The organism is Massilia antarctica (assembly GCF_015689335.1).
Lineage (GTDB): Bacteria > Pseudomonadota > Gammaproteobacteria > Burkholderiales > Burkholderiaceae_D > Telluria_A > Telluria_A antarctica.
This window is the reverse complement of record NZ_CP065053.1, coordinates 4872679-4896130: the sequence shown is the minus strand read 5'-3', so window position 1 is coordinate 4896130 and position 23452 is coordinate 4872679. Positions and strand designations below refer to the sequence as shown.

The 23452-nt window shown below is 67.0% G+C and carries 20 protein-coding genes and 1 tRNA gene; 10 read left to right on the top strand and 11 right to left on the bottom strand.

Annotated features, from left to right (window positions below; translation table 11 throughout):
* Nucleotides 1-12: 12 nt before the first annotated feature.
* The 5 genes from araG to dgoD are packed head-to-tail and all read right to left on the bottom strand — an operon-like array spanning nucleotide 13 to nucleotide 7054.
* Nucleotides 13-1548 carry an L-arabinose ABC transporter ATP-binding protein AraG gene (gene araG / locus IV454_RS21780; RefSeq protein WP_206087795.1) on the bottom strand — a complete coding sequence of 512 codons (1536 nt, stop codon included), beginning with the start codon at nucleotides 1546-1548 and terminating at the stop codon, nucleotides 13-15.
* Nucleotides 1549-1554: 6 nt separating this feature from the next.
* A complete protein-coding gene (locus tag IV454_RS21775; RefSeq protein WP_206087794.1) occupies nucleotides 1555-2544 on the bottom strand; it encodes an arabinose ABC transporter substrate-binding protein in 990 nt (329 codons plus the stop codon).
* Nucleotides 2545-2561: 17 nt separating this feature from the next.
* Nucleotides 2562-3410, bottom strand: a complete 849-nt coding sequence (locus IV454_RS21770) for an SMP-30/gluconolactonase/LRE family protein (protein WP_229521777.1) — start codon at nucleotides 3408-3410, stop codon at nucleotides 2562-2564.
* Entirely contained in the window at nucleotides 3407-5845 is a 2439-nt protein-coding gene (locus tag IV454_RS21765) for a beta-galactosidase (protein WP_206087793.1), read from the bottom strand. Before IV454_RS21765 ends, IV454_RS21770 begins: the two co-directional genes overlap by 4 nt.
* 60 nt (nucleotides 5846-5905) lie before the next feature.
* Nucleotides 5906-7054 carry a galactonate dehydratase gene (gene dgoD, locus IV454_RS21760; protein ID WP_206087792.1) on the bottom strand — a complete coding sequence of 383 codons (1149 nt, stop codon included), beginning with the start codon at nucleotides 7052-7054 and terminating at the stop codon, nucleotides 5906-5908.
* Between the two features lie 186 nt (nucleotides 7055-7240).
* Between dgoD and IV454_RS21755 the strand changes: the two genes are divergently transcribed.
* The 3 genes from IV454_RS21755 (at nucleotide 7241) to IV454_RS21745 (ending at nucleotide 9755) form a co-directional block, all read left to right on the top strand.
* Complete coding sequence (locus IV454_RS21755; protein WP_206087791.1) at nucleotides 7241-7930, top strand: PEP-CTERM sorting domain-containing protein; 690 nt, start codon at nucleotides 7241-7243, stop codon at nucleotides 7928-7930.
* Nucleotides 7914-8126, top strand: a complete 213-nt coding sequence (locus IV454_RS21750) for a hypothetical protein (RefSeq protein WP_206087790.1) — start codon at nucleotides 7914-7916, stop codon at nucleotides 8124-8126. Before IV454_RS21755 ends, IV454_RS21750 begins: the two co-directional genes overlap by 17 nt.
* Nucleotides 8127-8474: 348 nt before the next feature.
* On the top strand, nucleotides 8475-9755 hold the full coding sequence (locus tag IV454_RS21745) for a PLL family lectin (protein WP_229521776.1): 1281 nt from the start codon (nucleotides 8475-8477) through the stop codon (nucleotides 9753-9755).
* 374 nt (nucleotides 9756-10129) lie between these two features.
* On the opposite strand, the gene IV454_RS21740 is transcribed toward IV454_RS21745, so the two are convergent.
* The 3 genes from IV454_RS21740 to IV454_RS32965 form a co-directional block, all read right to left on the bottom strand.
* Nucleotides 10130-11287 carry a PQQ-dependent sugar dehydrogenase gene (locus tag IV454_RS21740; RefSeq protein ID WP_206087788.1) on the bottom strand — a complete coding sequence of 386 codons (1158 nt, stop codon included), beginning with the start codon at nucleotides 11285-11287 and terminating at the stop codon, nucleotides 10130-10132.
* Nucleotides 11288-11443: 156 nt separating this feature from the next.
* Nucleotides 11444-12160: a choice-of-anchor Q domain-containing protein gene (locus tag IV454_RS32970; protein WP_229521775.1), complete on the bottom strand. Its 717-nt coding sequence runs from the start codon at nucleotides 12158-12160 to the stop codon at nucleotides 11444-11446.
* The gene (locus tag IV454_RS32965) at nucleotides 12118-12936 is read right to left on the bottom strand and encodes a DUF1565 domain-containing protein (RefSeq protein ID WP_229521774.1); all 819 of its coding nucleotides are present in this window, start codon (nucleotides 12934-12936) and stop codon (nucleotides 12118-12120) included. The genes IV454_RS32970 and IV454_RS32965 overlap by 43 nt, the downstream gene beginning before the upstream one ends.
* A gap of 196 nt (nucleotides 12937-13132) precedes the next feature.
* On the opposite strand from IV454_RS32965, the gene IV454_RS21730 reads away from it, so the two are divergent.
* The 3 genes from IV454_RS21730 to IV454_RS21720 all read left to right on the top strand — a co-directional run bounded on the left by IV454_RS21730 (nucleotide 13133) and on the right by IV454_RS21720 (nucleotide 14781).
* A complete protein-coding gene (locus tag IV454_RS21730; RefSeq protein ID WP_206087787.1) occupies nucleotides 13133-13504 on the top strand; it encodes a DUF1566 domain-containing protein in 372 nt (123 codons plus the stop codon).
* 133 nt (nucleotides 13505-13637) lie between these two features.
* The gene (locus tag IV454_RS21725; RefSeq protein ID WP_054267746.1) at nucleotides 13638-13829 is read left to right on the top strand and encodes a Thivi_2564 family membrane protein; all 192 of its coding nucleotides are present in this window, start codon (nucleotides 13638-13640) and stop codon (nucleotides 13827-13829) included.
* A 103-nt stretch (nucleotides 13830-13932) separates the two neighbouring features.
* Nucleotides 13933-14781 (top strand): MBL fold metallo-hydrolase, encoded by an 849-nt coding sequence (locus IV454_RS21720; RefSeq protein WP_206087786.1) that lies wholly within the window; start codon nucleotides 13933-13935, stop codon nucleotides 14779-14781.
* Nucleotides 14782-14810: 29 nt separating this feature from the next.
* Here the strand turns inward: IV454_RS21720 and IV454_RS21715 are convergent, their stop codons facing one another.
* From IV454_RS21715 to IV454_RS21705, 3 genes are all read right to left on the bottom strand, one after another.
* Complete coding sequence (locus tag IV454_RS21715; RefSeq protein WP_206087785.1) at nucleotides 14811-16247, bottom strand: M20/M25/M40 family metallo-hydrolase; 1437 nt, start codon at nucleotides 16245-16247, stop codon at nucleotides 14811-14813.
* A 183-nt stretch (nucleotides 16248-16430) separates the two neighbouring features.
* Nucleotides 16431-16507: transfer RNA gene (locus IV454_RS21710), tRNA-Pro, on the bottom strand.
* 73 nt (nucleotides 16508-16580) lie between these two features.
* A complete protein-coding gene (locus IV454_RS21705) occupies nucleotides 16581-17714 on the bottom strand; it encodes a metallophosphoesterase (protein WP_206087784.1) in 1134 nt (377 codons plus the stop codon).
* A gap of 225 nt (nucleotides 17715-17939) precedes the next feature.
* On the opposite strand from IV454_RS21705, the gene IV454_RS21700 reads away from it, so the two are divergent.
* The 4 genes from IV454_RS21700 (at nucleotide 17940) to IV454_RS21685 (ending at nucleotide 23445) form a co-directional block, all read left to right on the top strand.
* Entirely contained in the window at nucleotides 17940-18419 is a 480-nt protein-coding gene (locus tag IV454_RS21700; RefSeq protein ID WP_206087783.1) for a glycine zipper 2TM domain-containing protein, read from the top strand.
* A 129-nt stretch (nucleotides 18420-18548) separates the two neighbouring features.
* On the top strand, nucleotides 18549-19553 hold the full coding sequence (locus IV454_RS21695; protein WP_206087782.1) for a protein kinase domain-containing protein: 1005 nt from the start codon (nucleotides 18549-18551) through the stop codon (nucleotides 19551-19553).
* Nucleotides 19550-21952: an FtsW/RodA/SpoVE family cell cycle protein gene (locus tag IV454_RS21690; protein ID WP_206087781.1), complete on the top strand. Its 2403-nt coding sequence runs from the start codon at nucleotides 19550-19552 to the stop codon at nucleotides 21950-21952. The genes IV454_RS21695 and IV454_RS21690 overlap by 4 nt, the downstream gene beginning before the upstream one ends.
* A complete protein-coding gene (locus IV454_RS21685; protein ID WP_206087780.1) occupies nucleotides 21913-23445 on the top strand; it encodes a hypothetical protein in 1533 nt (510 codons plus the stop codon). The genes IV454_RS21690 and IV454_RS21685 overlap by 40 nt, the downstream gene beginning before the upstream one ends.
* Nucleotides 23446-23452: the final 7 nt, after the last annotated feature.

Below are 23452 nucleotides of genomic sequence, written 5' to 3'. Positions count from 1 at the left end.
GTGGAATGGTGCTCATGCGGTTCTCCGGGAAGTGGTATCGGCGTTGTCGCCGCTGTTATCGTTATCGTTATTGGTATCGGGCAGCGCCAGGCGCAGCACCGCTTGTTCGTCGGCGTCGGCACGCGCCAGCTGGCCGACGATGCGGCCGTCGCGCATCACCGCCACGCGGTCGGCGATGCCCAGCACTTCCGGCAGTTCGCTCGACACCACGATCACGCAGCAGCCGCGCGCGGCCACTTCGTGGATGATGCGGTAAATGTCGTTCTTGGCGCCCACGTCGATGCCGCGCGTCGGTTCATCGAGCACCAGTACTTTCAGGCCCGGTTCGGCCAGCCAGCGCGCCAGGATCACTTTCTGCTGGTTGCCGCCCGAGAGCAGGCGGATTTCCTGCTCCCGGCTGGGGGTCTTGATGCGCAGGCGCGCGATGAATTCGTCGGCCAGCGCCGCCTCGCGCGCATGGCGCAGAAACACGCCGCCCAGCAGCGCGTGGCGGCGGCAGCTGATATTGATGTTCTCGGCCACCGAGGACTGGGCCAGGATGCCCTGCTCCTTGCGGTCTTCGGGGCACAGGACGATGCCGGCCGCAATCGCCGCCGACGGCCCGCCCATCGCTACCGGCGCGCCGTCGAGGATCACGGTGCCGGGAGCGCGCTTGTCGGCGCCGTACATCTGGCGCATCAATTCGCTGCGCCCGGCGCCCACCAGGCCGAAAAAGCCCAGCACTTCGCCGGCGCGCACGGAAAAGTCGCAGCCGTCGGCCATGCCGCGCACCGTCAGGCGCTCGGCGCCCAGTTCACGCTCGCGGTAATCGTAGATGTCGCTCAGCTCGCGCCCGACCATGTCGCTGATCAAACGGTCGCGCGGCACGTCGGCCATCACCGGGTGGGTGGCGACCTTGCGCCCGTCCCGGAAGATGGTGCAGGTGTCGCACAGCGCGTACAGTTCTTCCAGCCGGTGCGAGATGTAGATCAAGGTGCGGCCTTCGGCGCGCAGATCGCGCACCAGCCGGAACAGGATTTCCGTTTCGCGGTGCGAGAGGCTGCTGGTCGGTTCGTCGAATGCGATGACCTGGGCGTCCTGCATCACGGCCTTGCAGATCTCGACCATCTGGCGCTGGGCGATCGACAGATCGGCCAGGCGCGCATTCGGGTCGAGGTCCACGCCGATCTTGGCAAGGCGCTCGGACACCAGCTTGTTGGCGGCGCCCTTGTCGAGAAAGCCCATGCGGGTCGGCATGCGGCCCAGCAGGACGTTCTCGGCGACCGTCAACTCGGGAACGTACTGCAGTTCCTGATGGATGATAGCCACGCCCGCGGCGATGGCGTCGCTGGCCGAACCGAAGCGCACTTCGCGCCCGTCCAGCAGCAGGCGCCCGCCGTCCGGGCGGTACTGCCCGCCCAGGATCTTGAGCAGGGTCGACTTGCCGGCGCCGTTTTCGCCCAGCAGGCCGTGCACGGTCCCGGCATGGGCCTCGAAGCTGACGCCCCCGAGCGCGATCACGCCGGGGAAGTGCTTGGAGACCTGGTCAAACTGGAGGTAAGCGGACATCGTTGATCACTGCTCCATCTCGGCGTGCACCTTGGCGGCATTGGCGCGCGTCATCAAGGTGCCGGCGGTGAGCGTTTCCGCCGCCGGGACCTTGTTGGTGGCGATCCAGTCGTACAGATTGGCGGCGGTTTCGTAGCCGTGGCGTTTCGGGCTGATCATCACGGTGCCGAAGAACCCGGTCGGCTGCGGCTTGGCGAATTCGTTCAGGGCCGTCTTGCTGCCGCCGATGCCGATGCCGATCATGGAATCGGCGCGCATGCCGCGTCCTTCGGCCGCGCGCACGGCGCCGAGCACCGCTTCATCGTTCAGGCCCACCGCCACCCAGTGCTTGAAGCGCTGCTGCTTGGTGTAAGCGATGTTGGCGGCGTTGAAGGCCGATTCGGTATCGGTCTTCGACTGCGGCGCGTCGACGACGTTCGCCGCCGGCACGCCGGCCGCTTTCAGCGTGTCGACCGCGCCCATGGTGCGCTCGCGCGCCGTCGGCAACTGGTCGTACGACACGCGCAGGATGCCGACCTCGGCCAGGTTCCAGCCGCGCGTCTTGATTTCGGCGGCCAGTCCGCCGCCCACCTGCTTGCCGATTTCGTAGCCCGAAATGCCCATGTGCGGCACCGATGCCAGCGGCTTGCCGGCGCCATCGAGCAGGCGGTCGTCGACCGAGACGACTTTCATGTGATTGCGCGTGGCGGCGCGTTCGACCGCCTTGCCCAGCTTGACGTCCGGCGCGCAGATGACAAAGCCCTGGGCCTTTTGCGCGGCCAGGTTGTCGATCGCGGCGATCATTTTTTCGCCGTTCGGGATGCCGATCTTGATCAGGGTGAAGCCCTTGTCCTTGGCGGCTTGCTCGGCGTAGCGCCATTCGTCCTGGAACCACGGTTCCTCGGCCTGCTTGACCAGGAAGCCGATCTTGACCGGGTCGGCCGCCTGGGCGGCGCCGAAAGCGCATGCAACTACTGCGGCCGCGGCCAGCTTTGCGAGGATGGGGAAGGTTTTCATGGTGGTCTCCTGTTGATTTATTGTGATGGATGATCGTCGAATGGACTGTCTGGCTGGCCCGCGACGCCGGGTACAGACACGGTAAACAAACCGCCCTCGCCTACTGCGGCGAGCTGCGTAAGACCAGCACCGCCAAAGGCGATGCTGCTGCAATCGAGCGCGATGCGCCGTACTACCTTGCCGTCGGGCGCGTACTGGACCAACTGGCCGGCCTGGGCGTTCCACAGGCAGCCGGCCGTGTCGAGCACCGCGCCGCGCGGGGTGGCGCCGGCGTCGAGCTGGGCGAACACCTTGACGGCGCCCACGCGCCCGCGTTCGGCGTCATAGTCGCAGGCGAGCAGCGCGCAGCCCTGCGCGTCGGCGAAAAACATGCGCTTGCCGTCGGCGCTGAAGCAGATCGCGCTCGCTTCGGCCACCACCGGCAAGGCCAGCCGGCGCAAGCCGTACTTGCCCGAAAACTGATAAAAACTGCCGATCGCGCGCCCGTCCGCGGCCACGTTGCGGGTGCCGAATACCAGGAAGCCGCGGCGGTCGGTGCTGCCGTCGCTGATCGCCGTGCGCGGCTCGGCGGCGTCCACCGCCACCAGCGGCTGCACGCGCAACTGGCGCGCCCTGGCGTCGCGGCCCGGCTCGGAGAAGCCGAGGCGCTTGCTCAGGCCGAGCAGCACGCGCCCGGATGCGCAGTGCGCCAGCAGGCCGGCGGCATCCGGCAGGCGGCAGGCCAGCGGTGCCGGGTCCTGCTCGGCCACGGCGTGCACCGCGTGCGCGCCGCTGCCCGCCCACCACCAGCGGTTGCCGCGCGCATCCCAGCGCAGGCAGCGCCCCGCATGCTGCGATAAACGTGACGATGGCACTGTCATCGTCATGCCTTCACGTCGAGCTGGTAGATCGGCGTCACGCGCACGGCGCGCAGTTCGGCGATCTGCTCCCTGCCGCCGAAATCCGGGCGCCCTTCTTTGGGAATGTAGACCGGGGCGTCGGCGCGCAGCGGCAGCACCGACAGCGTCAGCGGACCGCTGCCTGCGTGGCGCGCCGCGAATTGCCAGCCGTAGCCGCTGTAGTACCAGTCGTCGAGCATGCGGGTACCGTTGAACAGGCGTCCGATGTCGCCGACGAAATCGAGTTCGACCAGCGCATCGAGCTTGTTCTTGTCTCGCGGCAGGTCGATCGACCAGGCCGCGGCGGCGCTGAAACTCTCGGGCAGCGGTTGCAGCGCGGCGTTGGCCAGGCCGCCGATCATCACGGGGCGCACCAGGCGCGCCGCGCGCACCGGCTTGAACGTCGCGTCAAGGCTGCGCGCCGGCAAGGTGGCGGCAAACGACTGGAACATGCCGTCCTGGCCTGCGCCGAGCGGCACACCGGCCTTGGGCGTGTGCGCCAGCGCCGGATACACGGCAAAGCGGAAAGCCGGATTGCCGTCCGAGCGCATGCGCAGACCGCCATCGATGAACCAGGTTTGCTGGGCCCCGATGACGAGGCGGCGCTGGCCGGCCAGCTGGCCGATCGCCAGTTGCTGCGACTGTTCCGGGGTGAGCACCAGCAAGGTCACGGGTGGCTTGCCGGCGCGCCGGATCGTTACCGCTGCCTGGGTGCCGGGGGCGATGCCATCGATGACAGTCTTGCCGCCATCCTGGGCGATGCGCGCGCCGGGTGCCGCGAGGCTGCTGGCGGCGGCGGTATCGAACCCCAGTTCGACCGGGATGCCGGCGCTGGCCGCGAATACGTACACGATGCCGGCCTTGCCGTTATCGAGCCGCGCCACCGGCTGCGCCGTGGCATACGTCAGCCGGGTGCCGTCCAGGTCCATGTTGACCGGCCAGATAAAGTAACTACCGTCGGCCAGGTCGACCGGCTGGCGCGGGAACTCCACGCTCTGGCCGGGCAGCTTGACCGAGAAGCGCACCTGGCGCTGCACCGCCATCGGATACTGGCGCACGTGGTTGCTCACGAACAGAAAGGCGCTGTCGCCCTGGCTGCGCACGGCAAAGCGCGGCGTTGTCAGGTCGTCCGGGCCGGTGGGCACCACGTCCGGTTTGCGCACCGTCATGGGCGCGAGGCGCTCGCCGAAGTCGCGCATGAACAGGTGGAAGGGCCGCAGGCGCGCGAGCACGGGACGCTGCTGGCCGTCCGGGCCGAGCGGCGCCTGGAAGTCGTAGCTGATCATCGGGGTGTCGTTGTAGCCGCCGGTGAGCGTGCTTTCTTCCAGGGTGGACATGCCGACCGGATTGCGCCCGCCGTGGAACATGTAGTAGCCGACCAGGTTCACGCCGGAGCCCAGCTGCACCGGCAACATCGACGCGATGTCGTCGCTCGATACCACCGGCCGGCGGCGGTACATGAACGGAAGGCCGGCGCCGTATTCGGCTCCCAGGAACGGGGTTTTGTCGATATCGGTGTCGGCGCTGCCGCGCGCGCTGGCTTTGGTCTGCGCACCGAGGTCGCCGCTGACGCGGCTGTCGAAACGGAAGGCGTAGGTTTCTTTCGGCGGCAGTTCGCCGGTTGAGCGCGCCCATGGCTCGTCGGGATAGCCGCCGAACACCGGCGTGACTTCGCCGGACGGATACACCGTCTGGTCCCAACCGGTGACGGTGTACAGCGGCACGTCCAGGCCCGCCGCGCGCGCCATGCGCTTGAGGGTGCTGATATGGCCGGCGCCTTCGCCCGGGCCATCGAGGTTGTATTCGTTTTCGATCTGCACGCCGATCACGCGGCCGCCATCCTTCCACAGCAAGCCCTTGAGCTGGCGGCCGATCTGGCCGTACAGGCTTGCCACGTGGCGCAGATACTGCGGGTCGTCACCGCGCGTGGGCATGGCGCCCACCACCCAGTCGGGAATGCCGCCGTAGCGCACTTCCGCATGCACCCAGGGACCGACCCGCACCACCACGTCCAGGCCCGCGCTGGCGGCCAGCTGCACGAAGCGGCGCAGGTCGCGCTGGCCGCTCCAGGCCCAGCTGCCCTGCCGCTCTTCGTGGTGGTTCCACATGATGTAAGTGGCGACGACGTCGATACCGGCCGCCTTCATCTTGCGCAGCTCCGCTTCCCATTCGTCGGCCGGGGTGCGGCTGTAATGGAATTCGCCCATCACCGGCATCCACGGCTTGCCGTTGCGGGTCAGGTACTGGCTGTTGGCGCCGATGCGCTCACCCGACGGCGACAGCGATGCGCCCATTTGCAGCTGGTTTTCAAGCGGCGCCCGGGCCGGCGCGCTGGCATCGACGTGCAGCAGGGCCTGGCCGCACGCGCTGCCGGCGACGGCGCCCGCCACCAGCAGCGCCAGGCATTTGACGATCAGGTGCATCTTGTCTCCGTGATGACGGTTTTTATTATGGTGCTGCTTGTGTTGTTGTTTTTTCGACTGCTACCACTCGGCCACGCTGCCATCCTCATGGCGCCAGAGCGGATTGCGCCAGTCGGGCGCGTTCTTGCTGGCCTCGATCACGCGCTCTTCGTCGACCTCGACACCAAGGCCCGGCTTGGTCAGCGCCGCGATGTAGCCGCCTTCCATGCGGAAGTCGTCCTTGTTCTTGACGTAGTCGAGCAGTTCGGCGCCCTGGTTGTAGTGAATGCCCATGCTCTGTTCCTGCAGCACGGCGTTGTGCGACACGAAGTCGAGGTGCAGGCAGGCCGCCAGCGCCACGGGGCCGAGCGGGCAATGCGGGGCCACGGCGACGTCGTAGGCTTCGGCCATGGCCGCGATCTTGACGCATTCGGTGATGCCGCCGGCGTGCGACAGGTCGGGCTGCAGGATCGCCAGGCCGCCCTGTTCGAGCACGCGCTTGAATTCGAAGCGCGAGTACATGCGCTCACCGGCCGCCAGCGGAATCGAGGTCGATTCGGCCAGGCGCGGGTAATACTCCGCCTGCTCGGCCAGCACCGGCTCTTCGACAAACAGGGGGCGGTACGGTTCGAGGGCGCGCAGCAGCACCTTGGCCATCGGCGCGGCCACCCTGCCATGGAAGTCGATGCCGAATTCGATGTCGTTGCCGAAGGCTTCGCGGATTTCGGCGATGCGCCCGACCGCCTGGTCGACCGCGCGGGCGCTGTCAAGCATACGCATTTCTTCGGTGCCGTTCATCTTGAAGGTGTCGATGCCGACTTCGCGCAGCTTGCGGATGCCGGCGATGACATCAAGCGGACGGTCGCCGCCCACCCAGCTGTACATCTTCATCTTGTCGCGTACCCGGCCGCCCAGCAGGTCGTAGACCGGCACGCCCAGCAGCTTGCCCTTCATGTCCCACAAGGCCTGGTCGATTCCGGCGATGGCACTCATCAGGATCGCGCCGCCGCGGTAGAAACCGCCGCGGTACATGGCTTGCCACAGGTCGTTGATGCGGCCCGGGTCCTGGCCGATCAGGAATGGCGTCATCTCGTGGACCGCCGCTTCGACCGTGCGCGCACGGCCTTCGATCACCGGTTCGCCCCAGCCGACGATGCCTTCGTCGGTCTCGATCTTCAACAGCATCCAGCGCGGCGGAACCCGGTACGTCGTCAGTTTGATGATTTTCATTGCTTAGCCATTAGTCAAGAATGACAAGCAGTCTAAGCCTGCGAGCTAGCTGTGAAATATGAATATTCGACAAAATGCTATACGCAAATCGCATAGCTTCCGCGCGATCGTCGCGCCGCTATGATGGACTTCGCCACCAGACGGTACCCGTGGAGATATCGACGGCTTTTACAGGGAGGCATGCATATGAGCTATTTTTCTCGACTAGTGGCCCGCACCGCGGCGTTGACCGGGCTGCTGGCGCCCGGCGCCGTGGGCGCCATTCCCATCGCCTCGCCCGGCACCGAGGGGCTGCCTGTGCTCGCCGCCAACGCGGGCGCCATCGTGGCGACCTATCAGGGCAGCTCGGCCAACTACAACAACGACCTGTATTTGTTCACTGACGACGGGGTCGACGATAACGATGTATTTATGTTCGGCAACCGGGGCACGCCGGTCGGCCACATCTTCAATCTCGGCCGCTTCGTGCCTGGCCGCGAACTGATGTTCCGCCTGCATGTGAACACGACGGGGCGCGATTTCTTTAGCGGCGGCGCCAGCCGCAATCCGGACCGGCACTCCCACGCGCGGGTGCAGCAGGATTGGACGCCGGGAAGCGCGCTGGTCAGTTTTGAAGATTTGCGTGGCGGCCCCTACCAGTTCAACGATCTGAGTTTTTCGTTGAGCAATGCGGCGACCACGGTTCCTACCATCCCGGTCCCGGTGCCGGTGCCGGCGCCGGCCTCGCTCGGCCTGATCGGTATCGGCATCGCCGGCCTGCTGGCTGCGCGGCGCCGCTTGATGCGCGCGAGCAAACCGCTGGGGAACCTTGCTGGGGGCATCGCTGTCCAACAAATCATCACTTCAGTGGAGACTTGCCATGTCCAGCACTCATGAAAACGACCAGCCCGACAATCCGTTCGGAGCCCTGCCCTCACCTTCGGCGCGCCCGCGCGGCGTGCCGCACGCCGGCATCCCGCTGCCGGACGACGATCTGCACCTGCCGGACGAGCCTGATGATGACGATGAGGATGACGACGATCTGCGGCTGATGGCGGACACCATGCCCGGCGAGGGTCCGGGCGACGACTAGGCTGGCCGGCGGCTGCGGCTGCGGCGTCGGACGTGCCCGGAACAAGCGGCGGCCGCGGGGCATCTTTGGCAGCGAACGGGGGCGGAAGGTATCGGGATTGAATTTCCAACAGGAAATCTATTGCTTTGACTTTTCAGATTGGTATTTTTATTCCCGCATCCGGAAACGGAAGCGTTGCCCCTTCACCTCCGTCAAAAGTTCCCTTTTGGTATGCGTCGATAATTTATACAGGCCTGCGCGTCTGCGTCGTGATCGCGGCGCCGTGCAGGAAGACCATCAACGAACCCGAAGGGAAACAGCATGAAATCAATGCAATCGGAAATTACGGATGCAGTTAGCAGTGGTGCGATGTCCGACATTGGCAGCGGCAGTGGCGCGTCGGCCAGTGCGCACGCCATGCCGGGCGCTCACATGATGAGCCAGCCTGCGGCCGCCGCCGCGGCGCACGCGGACACACCCGACGCGCAAACCCTGGCGATGCAGGCGGGTCCGCGCAGGCCAAGTTCGTCGCCGGTGGTGTCGTGGGGTCCGAACCGGCTCGACGTGTTCGCGCTGGGAACCGGCCGCGGCATGCATCACAAGTGGTGGAATGGCGCGAGCTGGAACCCGTCCGTGACCGGCTACGAATTCATGGGCGGTGTCGGCACCAGCGCGCCGCAAGCGATTTCAACCCAGCCCAACCGCCTGGACCTGTTCGTGACCGGCACCGACAGCGCGCTGTATCACAAGTCCTGGAACGGTAGCACCTGGTCGCCTTCGCTCACCGGCTACACCAATCTCGGCGGCGTGTGCATCGGCGATCCGCGCGCCATCTCCTGGGGTCCCAACCGGCTTGATGTGTTCGTCATCGGCACCGACCGCGCGCTGTTCCACAAGTGGCGCAGCGGATCGACCTGGGGCCCATCGCTGACCGGCTACGAAAACATGGGCGGCATCATCATGGAGCAGCCCGAAGTCGTCTCGTGGGGCCCGAACCGGCTCGACGTGTTCGTCATCGGCACCGACCGCGCGCTGTATCACAAGTGGTGGGACGGCAGCAACTGGGGCCCATCGCTGACCGGGTACGAAAGACTGGGCGGCGTGTGCACCTCGGCGCCGCGCGCGGTGGCCTGGGGCAACAACCGCCTCGATGTCTTTGTCACCGGCACCGATGGCGCGCTGTATCACAAGTGGTGGAACGGCAGTGCCTGGCTGCCCGCCGGGAACAACCTGGAGCGCCTCGGCGGCGTGTGCATCGGCAACCCCGAGGCGGTGTCATGGGGGCCGAACCGCATCGACGTGTTCGTGGTCGGCACCGACAGCGCGCTGTATCACAAGTGGTGGGACGGCAGCAACTGGGGGCCGTCCGTGACCGGTTTCGAATACATGGGCGGCATCCTGTCCTCGCAAGCGCGCGTGGTGTCGTGGGGCCCGAACCGGCTCGATGTGTTCGGTACCGGGTCGGACAGTGCGCTGTACCACAAGTGGTGGGACGGCTCGTCGTGGGGACCGTCGGTCACCGGGTACGAGTACATGGGCGGCATCATCCAATCCTTCGGCCAGACGCCGGTGGGCGCGTCCGACGCCGCTCCCGGCGGTGCGGCCGGATCGGGGCAGAGCGCGCAGTTGAGTCACGATATGGGCAGTTGACGGGCAATTGACGGGCAGTTGACGTCTTTCCCGGTCGGCTGCAGGGCGGCACCGGCGGCCAGTTGCCCGTGCCGCTCGCCCCGGATTGCGTCGGCCCGGCAAGCATGAGGCTTGCCGGGCAAGCGCCAGCCCACGCATGCGTGGGCTTTTCTTTCCACCCTTGCTCGCCGCACGCCCTGGCGTCGACCGTCGCGGCAACTTCCACGATCGAGACGGTCCCGCCGAACATCGACGACACGGCCACATGCGCGCGGCGCGCACCGTTGATCCGGCGACACGGCCACATGCCTGCGGCGCGCACCTTTGATCCGGCGGCACTCCCGCCCGCCGCCGTCGGACCCGGCTGACCGGTACTGACTGCGAATGAGCGCGCCCTACTGCGCCATGATGCGCAGCAACTGGCCGTTGTCTTCATCGGTAATCAGGTACAGATGCCCGTCAGGCCCCTGTCGCACATCGCGCACGCGCTTGCCGATCTCCAGCCGCTCCTGCGACACCACATTGCCGTCCTTGTCGAGCACGATGCGCCGCACATCCTTGCTCGCCAGCCCGCCGCTGAACAGACTGCCGCGCCATTGCGGAAACTGGCTGCCGCTGTATTGCGTCAGGCCGGACGCGCCCGGTGAAGGCACCCATGCAATCTTCGCTTGCGTCATGCCGGGCACGACCAGTTGGCCGACCGGTTCGCCCGTACGGTAATCGCGCCCGTAACTTTGCATGGGCCATCCATAGTTTTGACCCGCTTCGATCAGATTAAGTTCATCGCCGCCGCGCGGACCGTGTTCGGTGGCCCACACGCGGCCGTCGGCATCGAGCGCCATGCCCTGGATGTTACGGTGGCCGTAAGTCCAGATTTCCGGCAGCGCTCCCGGGCGCGCCGCCAGCGGATTGCCGGGCGCGGCCTTGCCGGCATCGGTCAGGCGCAGGATGGACCCGTTATCGCTGCCCAGGTTCTGCGCCTGGTCGCGCGCCAGCATGCCGCCCACCTGCTGGGGTGGATTGCCGCCGTCGCCGACGCTCATCAACAAGCTGCCATCCTTTTGCCACAGCAGGCGTGAACCGAAATGCTCGCCGCCGCTCTTGTCGGGCTGGGCGCGGAACAAGGTCTTGATGCCATGCACCCGCTTGCCGTCGAACACGCCCTGGACCAGGGTGGTGCGGTTGGCCTCATCGGTGCCGGTGGCCATCGTCATGTAAATGCGCGGATTTTTCTTGTCGCCCGGATGGATGGCAATGTCGAGCAGGCCGCCCTGCCCGGTCGTCAACACCGGCGGCAAACCCTCCAGCGCGACTGGCTCGAAGCGCTTGCCCTTGAGCAGATGCAGCTTGCCTTCCCTGGTGGTGACCAGCAAGCGCCCGTCCGGCAACCACGCCATCGACCACGGATGGGACAGACCTTCGGCGACCGTTTCCGCGCGCCAGCCTTTGGCGGCCGGTGGCGCATCGCTGGTCGGTAGCTGGGCCAGCGCGGCAGGCAGCGCAAGGGTCATCAGCGCAACGCTCAGGCAAGCGGACATCGTTGTTCGCAACATCGGAACTCTCCTTCAACAATCGGGGGCTGCCCTTCATCGTACCGGTTCGCTGCGGGAAGCGCACGCCCGCCATCGCTACCGGGCGTGGCCTGTTGACGATGCGCCAGCCGCGACAGGCCGGCGCATCGGGGGAGTTTGCCGCTCGTTTACCGCGGTTTAGTGCTGATACGCGCCGATGTCGAAACCGGTATCCGCATTGCGCGGATTGTCGAGGAAGTCGTAGTCGAGCGCTTCGGTCGGCGTGCCGCGTCCGATCGCCGGCGAGCTGCTGCTCAGGCGCAGGTCCGGCGTACCGGTCCTGGTGTAGGACACGAACAAGGGATCGGAGGCGACGGTCTCGGCGTGCGTCAGGCCGTTGTTGAGCCTCCAGTTGTAGGTCGAGTTCTGGAACACCAGGTTGTTGAGGTAGACATTGTTCTTGCCCGTCTTGCCCTGCTCCGACACGCCCATCTTGTTGTCGTACACGATGTTGCTGTAAACGAGCGTGTAATCGTTTGGCCCCTTGGTGTGATAGAAGTCGCCGCCGCCGACAATAATGCCGGTGTTCGAGGTCGTCACCGTGTTGTTGGCGATGATCACGTGGTTGGCGTCGTGCCACAGGTGGATCGCCCCTTCCGCCACCCGGTACACCACATTGTTTTTCACGCTGCCGGAAGTACTGACGTAAATTCCCTGGACAAAGCGGCAGCCGGCGGGGCCGATGTCGTGCACGAGGTTGCCGATCACGTCGGACTTGACGCCCTTGTAGTAGCTGTCCACGCCGATAGCCGAGCCGCCGGCGCTGGTGCAGCCGACGCCCTTGGCGACGTGATGCACGTAATTGGCGCGGATCATGTCGTAGGAGCCGCCGTTATAGATGCGCCGCCAGTCCACTTGCCGCCGCTGCCGTCGACCTCGAAGCCGACGATGTCCACGTAACTGCCGCGGTTATCCCAGCCGCTCTTGCCGCTGGAACCGGCAGCGACGATCTTCGCACCCCACTTCGTGGTCGACACGAAATAGATCCGCCCGCCCTCGGAACCGCTGACGGTGGTCTTGATGCCGCCGGGATAGGTTCCGGGCGCGACGAACACGGTGGTGCTCGCTTTGCTTGCGCGTGCGGCGCGCGCCAGGGTCTTGAACGGTGCCTCGGCCGTGCCGGCATTGCTGTCATTGCCGTTCGGCGCAACATAAAACGTGTAGGTGGTCGATGGAATGACCGGTGCGGCCCGCGCCGCCGCGTCCGGCGCCGATCCTTGCGGGGCAGTGGCGGCCGCCACGGCGGCTGCATCGCTGGCGCCGTATGCCGTCGCGCTGGTCCCGGCTGGCATGGCATCGCCGGCGCCATAGCCGGTCAGGGCAAAATCTTTCTCGGTGTACGTGCTTGCGCTGCTGTTCGCGGCGTCGGCGCCAGTCTCCTGCGGAGCAAGGGCGGCGGGTTTAGCCTGGTCGCCATCGGCGCGGATCGCCATCAGCGCATCGGCCGGCGCCGTTGCGGCAGCGGTCGTTTCGTTGCTGACGATATAGCCGGCCGTCTGCGTTTGCTGCTTAGCCTGGGACAATCCCTGTTCGCCGGCGCCACCGCCGCACGCGGTCAGCAAGACCGTCATGCTGCTGCACAGCAACGCACTAACACGGATATCCGAAGCAAAAGTGACAAATTTATTCATTACAGGTTCCTTACCTTGTGACGTGAATGAGTAAGGTTTGAGCCCGATCAAATGTTTAGGTTCAACGATTTGACAGGAAAATTTCTGTCAAGTATAAAAACCGCACTTTTAATTTCATCATAGAAATTAAAAACTTCGCTGCAACTTGGCTTCCTCCGACTGCTCTAAGCAAGACCTTTAACCTCACGGAGAACCCATGCGCGACTACATGAATGTCAAATACACCCTTCCCGCCGGCGAGCACTATGCCGGCCTGATTCTTGGAAAAAACAACTGCCGGGACCACCATCTGGTGTTGCTGCCGGACGAGCTGGAAGAGGTTCCGTGGGGACTTGCGCGCGACTGGGCGGCGCAGTGCGGGGGCGAATTGCCGACCCGGCGCGAGCTGGCGCTGTTGTACGCCAACCTGCGCGAACACTTCCAGCGCATGTGGTACTGGTCGTGCGAAACGCAGGAACCGCGCGCCCACCTGGTGTGGGGGCAAAACTTCACCAGCGGCATCCAGACCATGTACGGGCGGCCCTTTCGCGGCCGCGCGCGCGCCATCCGCCGCGTGCTCATCGATTGACACGGGCCGCGCCGCTGCCATGCACCTATGCGCTATGTGCCCTACCGAACGGATCGACTGATGCTTTTCCGATATCGTCCATTCTGTCTACTCCGAAGCACTTTATAAAACAACAGCCGTATTGGAAACCATCATGAATATCATCATCAGTCTCATCGTCTACCTGGTCGTCTTCGGGCTGATCTGGTGGCTCGTCAGCATGCTGCCGCTGCCGGCACCCGTGGCGCAGATCGTCCGCGTACTGTTCATCATTCTCCTGATTCTGATCGTCCTGTCGGTCTTCGGCATCATTCCGGGTAACTACCTGCCGCGACTGAATTTTTAGTCGCGCCACGGCGCAACCGGCCCGGCCAGTTCCAAACGGAACCGCCGGGCTTTTTTACGCGCTCAGGGAATATAATCAGGCAACCACCACAGCCTCACTCTCCATGCAAGCACAGATCCAGGCTTTTTTCGACGACGGCACCGCCACCATTACCTATGTGGTGTTCGCCGGCCCGGGCACGCCCTGCGCGATCATCGACCCGGTGCTCGATTTCGATTCCCGCTCTGGACGCACCGCTACCACCTCGGCCGACCGCATCATCGATTTCGTGCGCGCCAACGCGCTCAAGGTCGCCTGGCTGCTCGAAACCCACGCCCATGCCGACCACCTGTCGGCGGCACCTTACCTGGCCGCGCAACTGGGCGGGCGCACCGGCATCGGCGCCGGCATCCGCACCGTGCAGAAGGCGTTTTCCGCGCTGTTCGGCGATCCGGGCGACACCACCCGGTTCGACCACCTGTTCGGGCCCGACGAAACGTTCGCCATCGGCGCCCTGCAGGCATGCGCGCTGCACGTGCCGGGGCACACGCCGGCTGACATGGCGTACGTGGTGGGCGATGCCGTTTTTGTGGGCGATACCCTGTTCATGCCCGACGTCGGCACGGCGCGCTGCGACTTCCCCGGCGGCAGCGCGGCGCAGCTATACCGGTCGGTGCAGCGCCTGCTCGCGCTGCCGCCCGCCACGCGCCTGTTCATGTGCCACGACTATCCGCCCGGCGCGCGCGCACCGGCGTGGCAGAGCACCGTGGCCGAGCAGCGCGCTCACAACATCCATGTGCACGATGGCGTGAGCGAGGCCGATTTCGTGGTCATGCGCAACGCACGCGACACAACGCTTGCCATGCCGACCCTGATCCTGCCCGCGATCCAGGTCAACCTGCGGGCTGGCCAACTGCCGCCGCCCGAGGCGAACGGCGTGCGCTACCTGAAGATCCCGCTCAACGCCTTGTGAACCGGGTCTACTCCGGTTCTACTCCGGTTCTACTCCTTGAGCAGGTCGACCCAGCGCGCCACCGGCTTGTCGGTATTGGCCAGGAACCAGGTAGTGGCCGCCATCAGCGCCACGTGACGGCGCAGGTTTTCCGGATCGACCTTGTCGAGCGTATCGGCGGCGGTGTGATGATAATGGAAGTAGGTCGACGTATCGAGCAGGGGCGCAAAGGTCGGCACGCCGGCCAGTTCGAGTTCGTGCAGGTCGGTCGCGCCGAGGACATCGGTGCGCTGGAAAGCGCCGGCGCCCATCGGTTCGAGCACGGCCTGGAGCGGCGCGAACTGCGCCACATCGCGTGCGATCACGCTGGCGCGCAGCCCGAACGGACGCCCTGCCCCGCTGTCGCTTTCGATCGCGGCGATCTGCTTGCCCACGGCCGCCTTGTTTGCATCGAAATAGGCCAGCCCGCCGCGCGCGCCGTTTTCCTCGTTGGCCCAGGCGATCACGCGGATGGTGCGGCGCGGCCGGTAGTCGAGCTTCTTGAGCGTCTCGATCACGCCCATCGCGCTGGCCACGCCGGTGCCGTCGTCGTTGGCGCCGGTGGCCAGGTCCCAGGAGTCGAGGTGGCCGGAGACGACCACGATTTCATCGGCCTTGTCGGTGCCCGGCCAGTCGGCGATGACATTGAAACTGTCGGCGTCGGGCAGGGTTTGCGGAGACAAGGTCAGGCGCATGGTCAGCGGGCCGCGCGCGGCCAGGCGCACCATCAGCAGCGCGTCCTCGGTGCTCACCGCCGCCGCAGGAATGCGCGCGCCGTCCTGCATGCCGCTGTTGCCGGTATGCGGCAGGCGGAAGTCGGCGCCGCCGACCGAACGCACCAGCGCCGCGGCCGCGCCCATCTCGGCCGCCATGCGCGGCCCGAGGGTCCGGTATTTCGAGCCCTGGCGGTAAGCTTGCGAGGCCTGGCCGCGATCGGCCATGCCCTGGTCGAATGGCACGTCAAACAGCACGATGCGCCCCTTCACCTCGGCCGCGCGGGCCTTGAGTTCATCGAAACTACGCACCACGATCAGCGGCGCCACCAGCCCCGCCGCCGGCGTGGCCGAGGAGCCGCCCAGTGTCGTGAGGACCACGCGCTGGGTCACGCCGGCCGGCCGTCCGCGATAGTCCACCAGCTCGCCCTTTTCTTCGCCACGCACCCAGTGCGCGACCTTGACCGGCTGCAGGGTCACCGTGGCGCCCAGCTTGCGCATTGTGTCGGCCACCTGGGTGACGGCGGCGGCGGCGCCGGCCGACCCGGACAGGCGCGGCCCGATCAGGTCCGTCATGTCGGCCAGGCGCTCGTAGGCCCAGTCGCTTTTGAGCGCGGTATCGCGGATTTTCGCCAGGGCGGCGGGGTCGTTGCCGGGAGCGGCGGCAAGCGCGCCGCCACTGAACATGCTGGCGGCAAGAAGGGATAACACAGGCTGGTGGAACGTGCGTGACATGCGCGGAATCCTTGAAGAGGGCAGAAGGATTCCAACGATAGCGCATTTGCGCCAATCTTGCCGGAGTCATACCGATCTGCCGCATGCGCCGCGGCGCTTGCCCGTCAATCAGGCGATCCATCAAGCGCAGCGGCTTGAGACGCAAAAAAGCCGACAATACCTTGTCGGCTTTTTTGATGATTCTGGTCGGAGTACAAGGATTCGAACCTTGGACCCCCTGGTCCCAAACCAGGTGCGCTACCGGACTGCGCCACACTCCGCTGACCAGCATCATACTGGCAGCAACCCCTTACGGTCAAGGGCGGCGGCGATTCAGTTCGCGTGCAACGCCCCTTACGCCGCCACCAGGCGCACGCGCGTGATTTCGGACGGCGCCCCGAAGCGCTTGGGCGGCCCCCAGTAGCCGGTGCCGCGGCTGGTGTAGACCCACAGCTCGCGCATGCGGTTCAGGCCCGCGGTAAACGGCTGCTGCAAGGGCACGAACAGATTCCACGGGAAGAACTGGCCGCCGTGCGTGTGGCCCGAGAGCTGCAGGTGAAAACCCGCATCCGCCGCGGCGGGGGCGCTGCGCGGCTGGTGCGCCAGCAGGATGCGCACGGTCACGTGCTCCGGCGCGCCGGCCGCCGCCGCACGCGGATTGCTGCGATGCGATTCGTCGAAGTGGTGCGCGGTGAAGTCGGTCACGCCGGCGATCATCAGGGCCGCGTCGCCGCGCTCGCACACCACGTGCTGGTTCATCAGCACCGTCAGCCCGAGGCGGCGCATCTCGGCGATCCACTCATTGGCCCCGGAATAGTATTCGTGGTTGCCGGTGACGAAAAAAGTGCCGTCACGGGCCGACAGGCGCGCCAGCGGCTCGGTATGAGTGCGCAGGCGGTGCACGCTGCCGTCGACCAGGTCGCCCGTGATGGCGATGGCGTCCGGCTTGAGCGCGTTGACCTTGGTGACGATGGCGTTCAGGTAGCCGCGCTTGATGGTCGGCCCCACGTGCACGTCGGAGATCTGCACGATGGAGTAGCCGTGCAGCGCGGCCGGCAAGCCGGCGATCGGCACGTCCACCTCGACCACGCGCGCCACGCGGCGGGCATTGACCAGGCCAACCAGGGTCACGCCCAGCGCCACCAGCGGCACCGCGATGGCCGTGCCCCTCACGACGGCGGAGCTGGCGGCGCCGGCCATGCCAAGCGCCAGCAAGCCCAGGTCGCGCGCCAGGGTGAGCACCAGCAGCGAGGAAAAGAAGCCCATTGTCAGCATCCCTGCCCACGCCAGCTGGTCGGCCCAGCGCCAGCGCTTGAAACGCACCGACAGCAGGCCGGCCGGCATCAGCAGGGTGGACACGGCCAGCAAGATGACCGCCAGGGCCACCCCCAGCCGCCCGGGATCGATGGCCGGCACCAGCCGCATGCCTATATACACATGCAACATTGACAGAAGGGCCAGGACGATGAAGATGGCGCGCGCGGGCATGGGCAAGTCCGGAAAAAGAGGTAACCGAGGTCAGATGGGGCGGCAAGTGGCTTACGCAAGGGCAAAAGATCGGGGCAAAGATCGCGCGCGACCGTTGTTACAGTATCGCCGTATTTGTAAGATTCTGTATTACCAATGGAGTTCCCATGGAGTACGGCTATAGTGGAGTCATGCCCCAGCGCTTGCGTGATCATCCCGATCTCGGTTGAGGCCAAAGGAAACGCCATGTTGAACACAAAATTTGTCGGTGCGGTGATTCTGGCCGCTGCGGCCGTCTCCTCCACCGCGATGGCTAGCGACCGCGGCGTCAATACGGCGATCGGCGCCGTCGCCGGCGCGGCGCTCGGCAACAGCACCGGATCGCGCAACGGTGCGCTGGTCGGTGGCGTCATCGGTGCGGTGGTCGGCAATTCGATCAGCACCCGCGACCGCTCGTATTCCGACAACCGGTATGACAACCGTTACGACAACCGCTATGAAACCCGCTACGAAGAGCGCCGCTACGAGCGCACGTACCGCGAGCCTGCACCGGTATATGTCGAATCGCGCACCTACTACGAGCCGGCCCCGGTCTATTACGCGCCGCCTCCGCGCTACTACGTCCCTCCAGCGGTCGTGTATGTCGAGCGTGGCCGCGGATATCATCACGGTTATGGTTACGGTCATGGCCGCGGCTATGGCCACGGATACGGATACGGACGCTAATAACAGCTAGTTCCCCCAGTTTTGCCCGGGCACGAGTTTCTCGTGCCTTTTTTTCGTCCCGCCTCCCCTTTCCCGCTCCCCCGGCTATGGCTTGCTGACGGCACGTGCCGGCGCATGACAGGGGCAAGCATGGAAGCAGAGGACGCAATCATCGCACTCGGCGCGGGGCAGTACCGGCTGTGCGGCCAGTTGGGCGGCTCCGCTTACGGCGTGGTCTGGCGTGCGATGGGGCCGCGCGGCGCGGTGGCGCTCAAGCTGGTCAACCGCGAGCAGATGGCGCGCGCCCACCCATTGCAGCAGGAGCGCTGGGTGGCCAGCGCGCGCAACGAAATCGCCTTCCTGCAGTCGCTCGCACCGTGGGATGAGCGCCACGTGGTGCGCCTGCTCGACAGCGGCGAGCACGATGGCCTGCCCGTGATGGCGCTCGAACTGCTCGACACCGACCTTGGCCGCCATATCGCCACCGAACGCGATGCCGGCCGCGCGCTCGCCACCGGCCAGCTGCTCGACTGGCTCGGGCAGATCAACCAGGCGCTGGCGAAGGTTCACCAGTACGGCTGGTCGTATCTCGATTTAAAGCCGGCCAATGTGCTGCTCTCGCGCCGTCACGGCAAGGTCAAGCTGGCCGATTTCGGCACCAGCCGCCTGCTGGCCGACGGCCAGGCCCGCGCCTATGCCGGCACGGCCAGCTGGCAGGCCCCGGAGCAGTTTTTCCCGGACGCCGCCGGCTGCTACGACACCGACACGCGCACCGATTACTTCGCCCTCGGCGCCCTGTTTTATTACCTGGTGACAGGCGGCCTGCCGCTGCGCTTTTGCAGCGATTGCGGCCAGGCCTGGCGCGAACACCGCAACGAGGGCGCGGCCATGCTGCTGGCGCGCCACGCAAACCGCCCTCCTCCCACCCTGCGCGACGATGAAGCGGCCCATTTCGTGCGCGCCTTCGGGCGCCAGGCCGACACGGGCACGTGTAGTCCGGCCACCGGCACGCCCTCCGGAGGCGGGCACGAAGCCTTGCTCCTGCTGCGCGCCCTGCTCGGCGCCGATCGTGCGCAACGCCCGCGCCACGCCATGCAGATCAGCCGGATGATCGGCGCCATCCGCGCCGCCCTCCCCGCGAGCGTGCAGCCATGAAGCGCTTTCGGCTTGCCGACCGTTCGCCCGGCTTCATCCCGACCGCCGCCCTGCTCGCGGTCCTGTGCCTGCTGCAACTGGTGTGCCTGGGGCGCGCGCCGCCGACATGGTCGCCCGAGCGCATTTCGGTCTCGCTCAAGCCCGGCGAATCGCTCACCCTGGGCGCGGCGGAACTGGCGGCGCCCCAGGCCGACAGCGCCCATCTGGCGCTGCGCCGGGGCGCCGACGGCAGCTGGTGGGCCAGCAATGTCAGCGCCGGCAAGCAGGTGCTGCTCCAGCGCGATGGGGTCGACCGCCGCATGGGCTCAACCGCCCTGCGCGCCGGCCAGTCGTTGCGCATCGGCGCCGCGCGTTTCGATGTCGCCGACGCCGGCACCAATCAGGTCGCGTTCTCCGGCCCCGGCGCCACATGGCGCTACGACGGCGCCACCCTGTACCGCAACGGCAGCGCCCAGCCAGCATGCCCGGAGGCCGGCCTTGCCGCGCGCGCCGTCGCGCTGTGGAACCGCGCCATGCCGCGCGCGCTGACGGTGGCGCGGGCGCTCACCTTCGGCGGCAATCTGTATTGCGGCAACCGGCTCGGCATCGCCTATGTGGACGGCGCCAGCGCCACCATCGCCCGCGCCCGCGACGGCCTGCTGCTTTCCGGCACCGCCGAACGCGCACCGCTCATGATCTCATCGGCCGCCGGCGCGTTCGACCTGGCGCGCAGCGCGGAGCCGCTCGCCGGCGTGCAGACCTTGGTGGCCGGGCACACCCGGCTCGGCGTGCGCATCGACGACGGCGTGCTGCACCTGCTGCCGCAGCGCCACGTGGCGCTGTACGCCGAAGCGCAAGCGCTGCTGCCGGCGCAAGTGACGTGGCAGTGGAAGAAACGCGGTTTTTGGACCTTGCCCGGCGGGCGCGCGTGGTCGGTGGCGCTGGGCCTGTGCGGCTTGCTGGCGGTGGCGGCGGCCATGCACTGGCAGCGCGGCGCCTGGCCGTTTACACGCGATACGGGTCGCGCCATGCGCGTGGCGGCCGGCGCCAGCGCGCTGCTGGCCATCGCCGGCGTGACCGCGCTGCTGTTCCAGCGTGCGGGCAGCGCGCCTGGTGTGGGCTGGTCGATGCTGCTGGCCTGGGCCGCGCTGTGGGGCTGCCTGCTGGTGCCGGCGCGCCTGACCCTGGCCACGGCGGCGGGTGTGCTGCTGCTGGCGGTCGGCCTGCTCGCGCAGCTCGACATGGGCTTTGGCGGCGCCGAATCGGCCGCGCTGCGCCACTTCCAGAAATCGGTGGCGCTGCTGGCGATCGGTCTTGGCATCGGCGCCCACCTGCGCCTGCGTTCGCACGCGGCGGCCGGCACGCCGGCGCTGCCCCAGACCAGCCTCGAATGGGTGCTCGCCCTGCTTGCACTGGCGGCGCTGGCGGCATTGCTGATGCAGGTCGTCTTCGGCGACGAAACTGGCGTGTTCGACCTGCAGCCGGTCGAATTTGCCAAGCTGGCATTGACCGCGCTCACCGCCCACTGCCTCGCCATCGGCCTTGGCTGGCATGCGGGCATGCCGGAACAATCGAGTCCCGCGCGGCGCTGGCTGCGGCTGGCGGCCCCGGTCCTGCTGTTCGCGGCGCTGCTCGGACTGGCCCTGGTCCAGGTCGACGATTATTCGCCCTTGATCCTGCTGCTGGTGTGGTGCATGGCGATGGCGCTGGCCTGGGCGCTCGCCACCCGCACCCACGCCGCCAGCGCGGCCTTGTTCGGCATGGCCTGCGTGGCCGCCGGCGGCGTGGCCTGGCTGCGCGGCGCCGGCGTGGCGGAGGTGGCGCAATGGGGCTTTTATGCCGACCGCTTTCTGGTCTGGCTCGATCCGGCCCAGCATCCGCACACCGGCCAGCAACTGCTGCTGGCGGCGCGCGCCATCGCCGAAGGCGCCTGGTGGGGCGCCGACCACGTGCTGGGACTGGGATCCATGGGGCAGCCTGGCGGCAGCGCGCTGCACATCCCGGCGGTACAGGATGACTTCGCGCCATCGTTCTTCCTGAACCGCCACGGCCTGCTGGGCGCACTTGCCCTGTGGGCGCTGCAGGCGCTGTTCCTGGTCGGCCTGCTGCAGACGGCGGCGCGGGCCTTCGGCGCCAGCGAACGCACGCGCGACTTCCGCCAGGCCTGGCTGTGGCGCTTCCGCTGCTTCGCCCTGTGCGGCGGAGCCGCCTTCGTGCTGGGCCACTTCCTGCTGTCGTGGGGGACCAACCTGGCGATCTTCCCGATCATGGGCCAGCCCATGAGTTTTCTGTCGGCCGGCGGCAGCCACCTGCTGTTTTTCATCTGCCCCCTGCTAGCGTTCAGTGCAATCAGTGCGCAATCAATCGAGGAGAATCAACCATGCCGGTCTACGTCCAACATGAAGTCCTGGGCAAGGTAAGCGATGTGTTCAACGCCGAAACCCTGTGGCAGGCGCCCGGCCTGGCCCTGTTCTCGCGCCGCCCGCTGCTGCGCGACCTGCTGGAACGCTCGCCGCGCGAACACCGCGGCCGCGCGCCCACGCGCTGTTTTTCGCATATCACCCTGATGCTGGCGCAGGATGAAGTCGACGACGACCGCCACCTCACGCGCGGCGCCCGCGTGCGCGACCTGGCGCAGTCGCTTACGGCCCTGCACCAGAAAGACTTCGGCGACCTGCTCGGCAGCGATGACGTGCGCTACGACGTGGTCGGCACCGATACGCTGGAACCGGGCCAGGTCGAGGTCAAGTTCGGCCACGCGGTGTACCTGCCCGCCGCAGGAGAGCAGCCTTTGTATACAGTGAAAACCTCGCGCGACAGCGCCATCTGGCAGGCTGTCTGCCCGATCTACCCGCAGCAGCGCCTGGCCTTGATCGGCCACGATGCCGACCTGGCCAGCCATGCGGTGCCGGCCTGGCCGTTCGGACCTGTTGGCGCCATTTTGCTCATTAACGATGGTCCCGATGCCCCGATCGAGGTGCAGGTGCGTCCCAAGGGCGCATTCGACTGCGCGCTTGACCCGCTGAGCGGCCATTACCTCGTCACGGCCAAGGGCGACAGCGCCGGCGCGCGCCTGCTGATGCGCGTGCGCCGCGCTGCCGCGGCTTCCATCCCCGCCCCCAACGCCGCTGCCTCCGCCAAAGCGGCCGCGGTCTGGAAGGCGCGCGCACCGGCCGCTGCCGACAACGGCGAAACCGCCGTGCCGTTCAGCCACCGCCCGGCCGCCGCGCCGGTGGAGAGCGATGTCACCTACGCCCCGCTCGCGCAGCAGAAGGTCAGCCTGGTCGCTCTGGCGCTGCCCTGCCTGAGCCGCTATCACGAGACCGGCGCCGTATCGATGGAGATCAACCTGGCGCCCTCGCTGCAACTGGCCGCCGATGACGAAACGGCCGCCATCGGTTTCGCCGTCGACTCTGCCGACCAGCTGTTCGCGGTGACCGGCGCCGGACGCCAGCCGATCGAAGCGCCCGCCAGCTTCACCCCGGTCGATGCGCGCGCGGTGGAGCTGCTGGCGGTCGCTCCCGCCATGGCCGACCGCTACCGCGCCGTGCTGCGCCTGCCGCATCCGATCGCGGCCCCCGTGGCCAGCGGCGCGCGCTTTGCCTTCGGGCGCAGCGCACCGATGCTGGCGGCGCTGCGCGTGCTCGATTCGGCGCGTTTCCTGCGCCTTGCCGGCGGCGCCGACAGCGCCAGCGCCGACCGCATCGGCCTGTCGCGCAGCGCATTTAGCTTCGAGGCGGAACCGGGCGGCTACCGGATCGGGCGCCTGAGCGCGACCCAGGCCCTGTATCACCTCGACGACAAGCTGGCCTTCGTGGCCTGCATCGGCGAGGCGAGCGCCGAGCAGCCCTACATGCTGCCATCCGGCCATCATCTGGTGGCGGGCCATTACGTACTGCGTTTCGACGCATGAGGAGAGC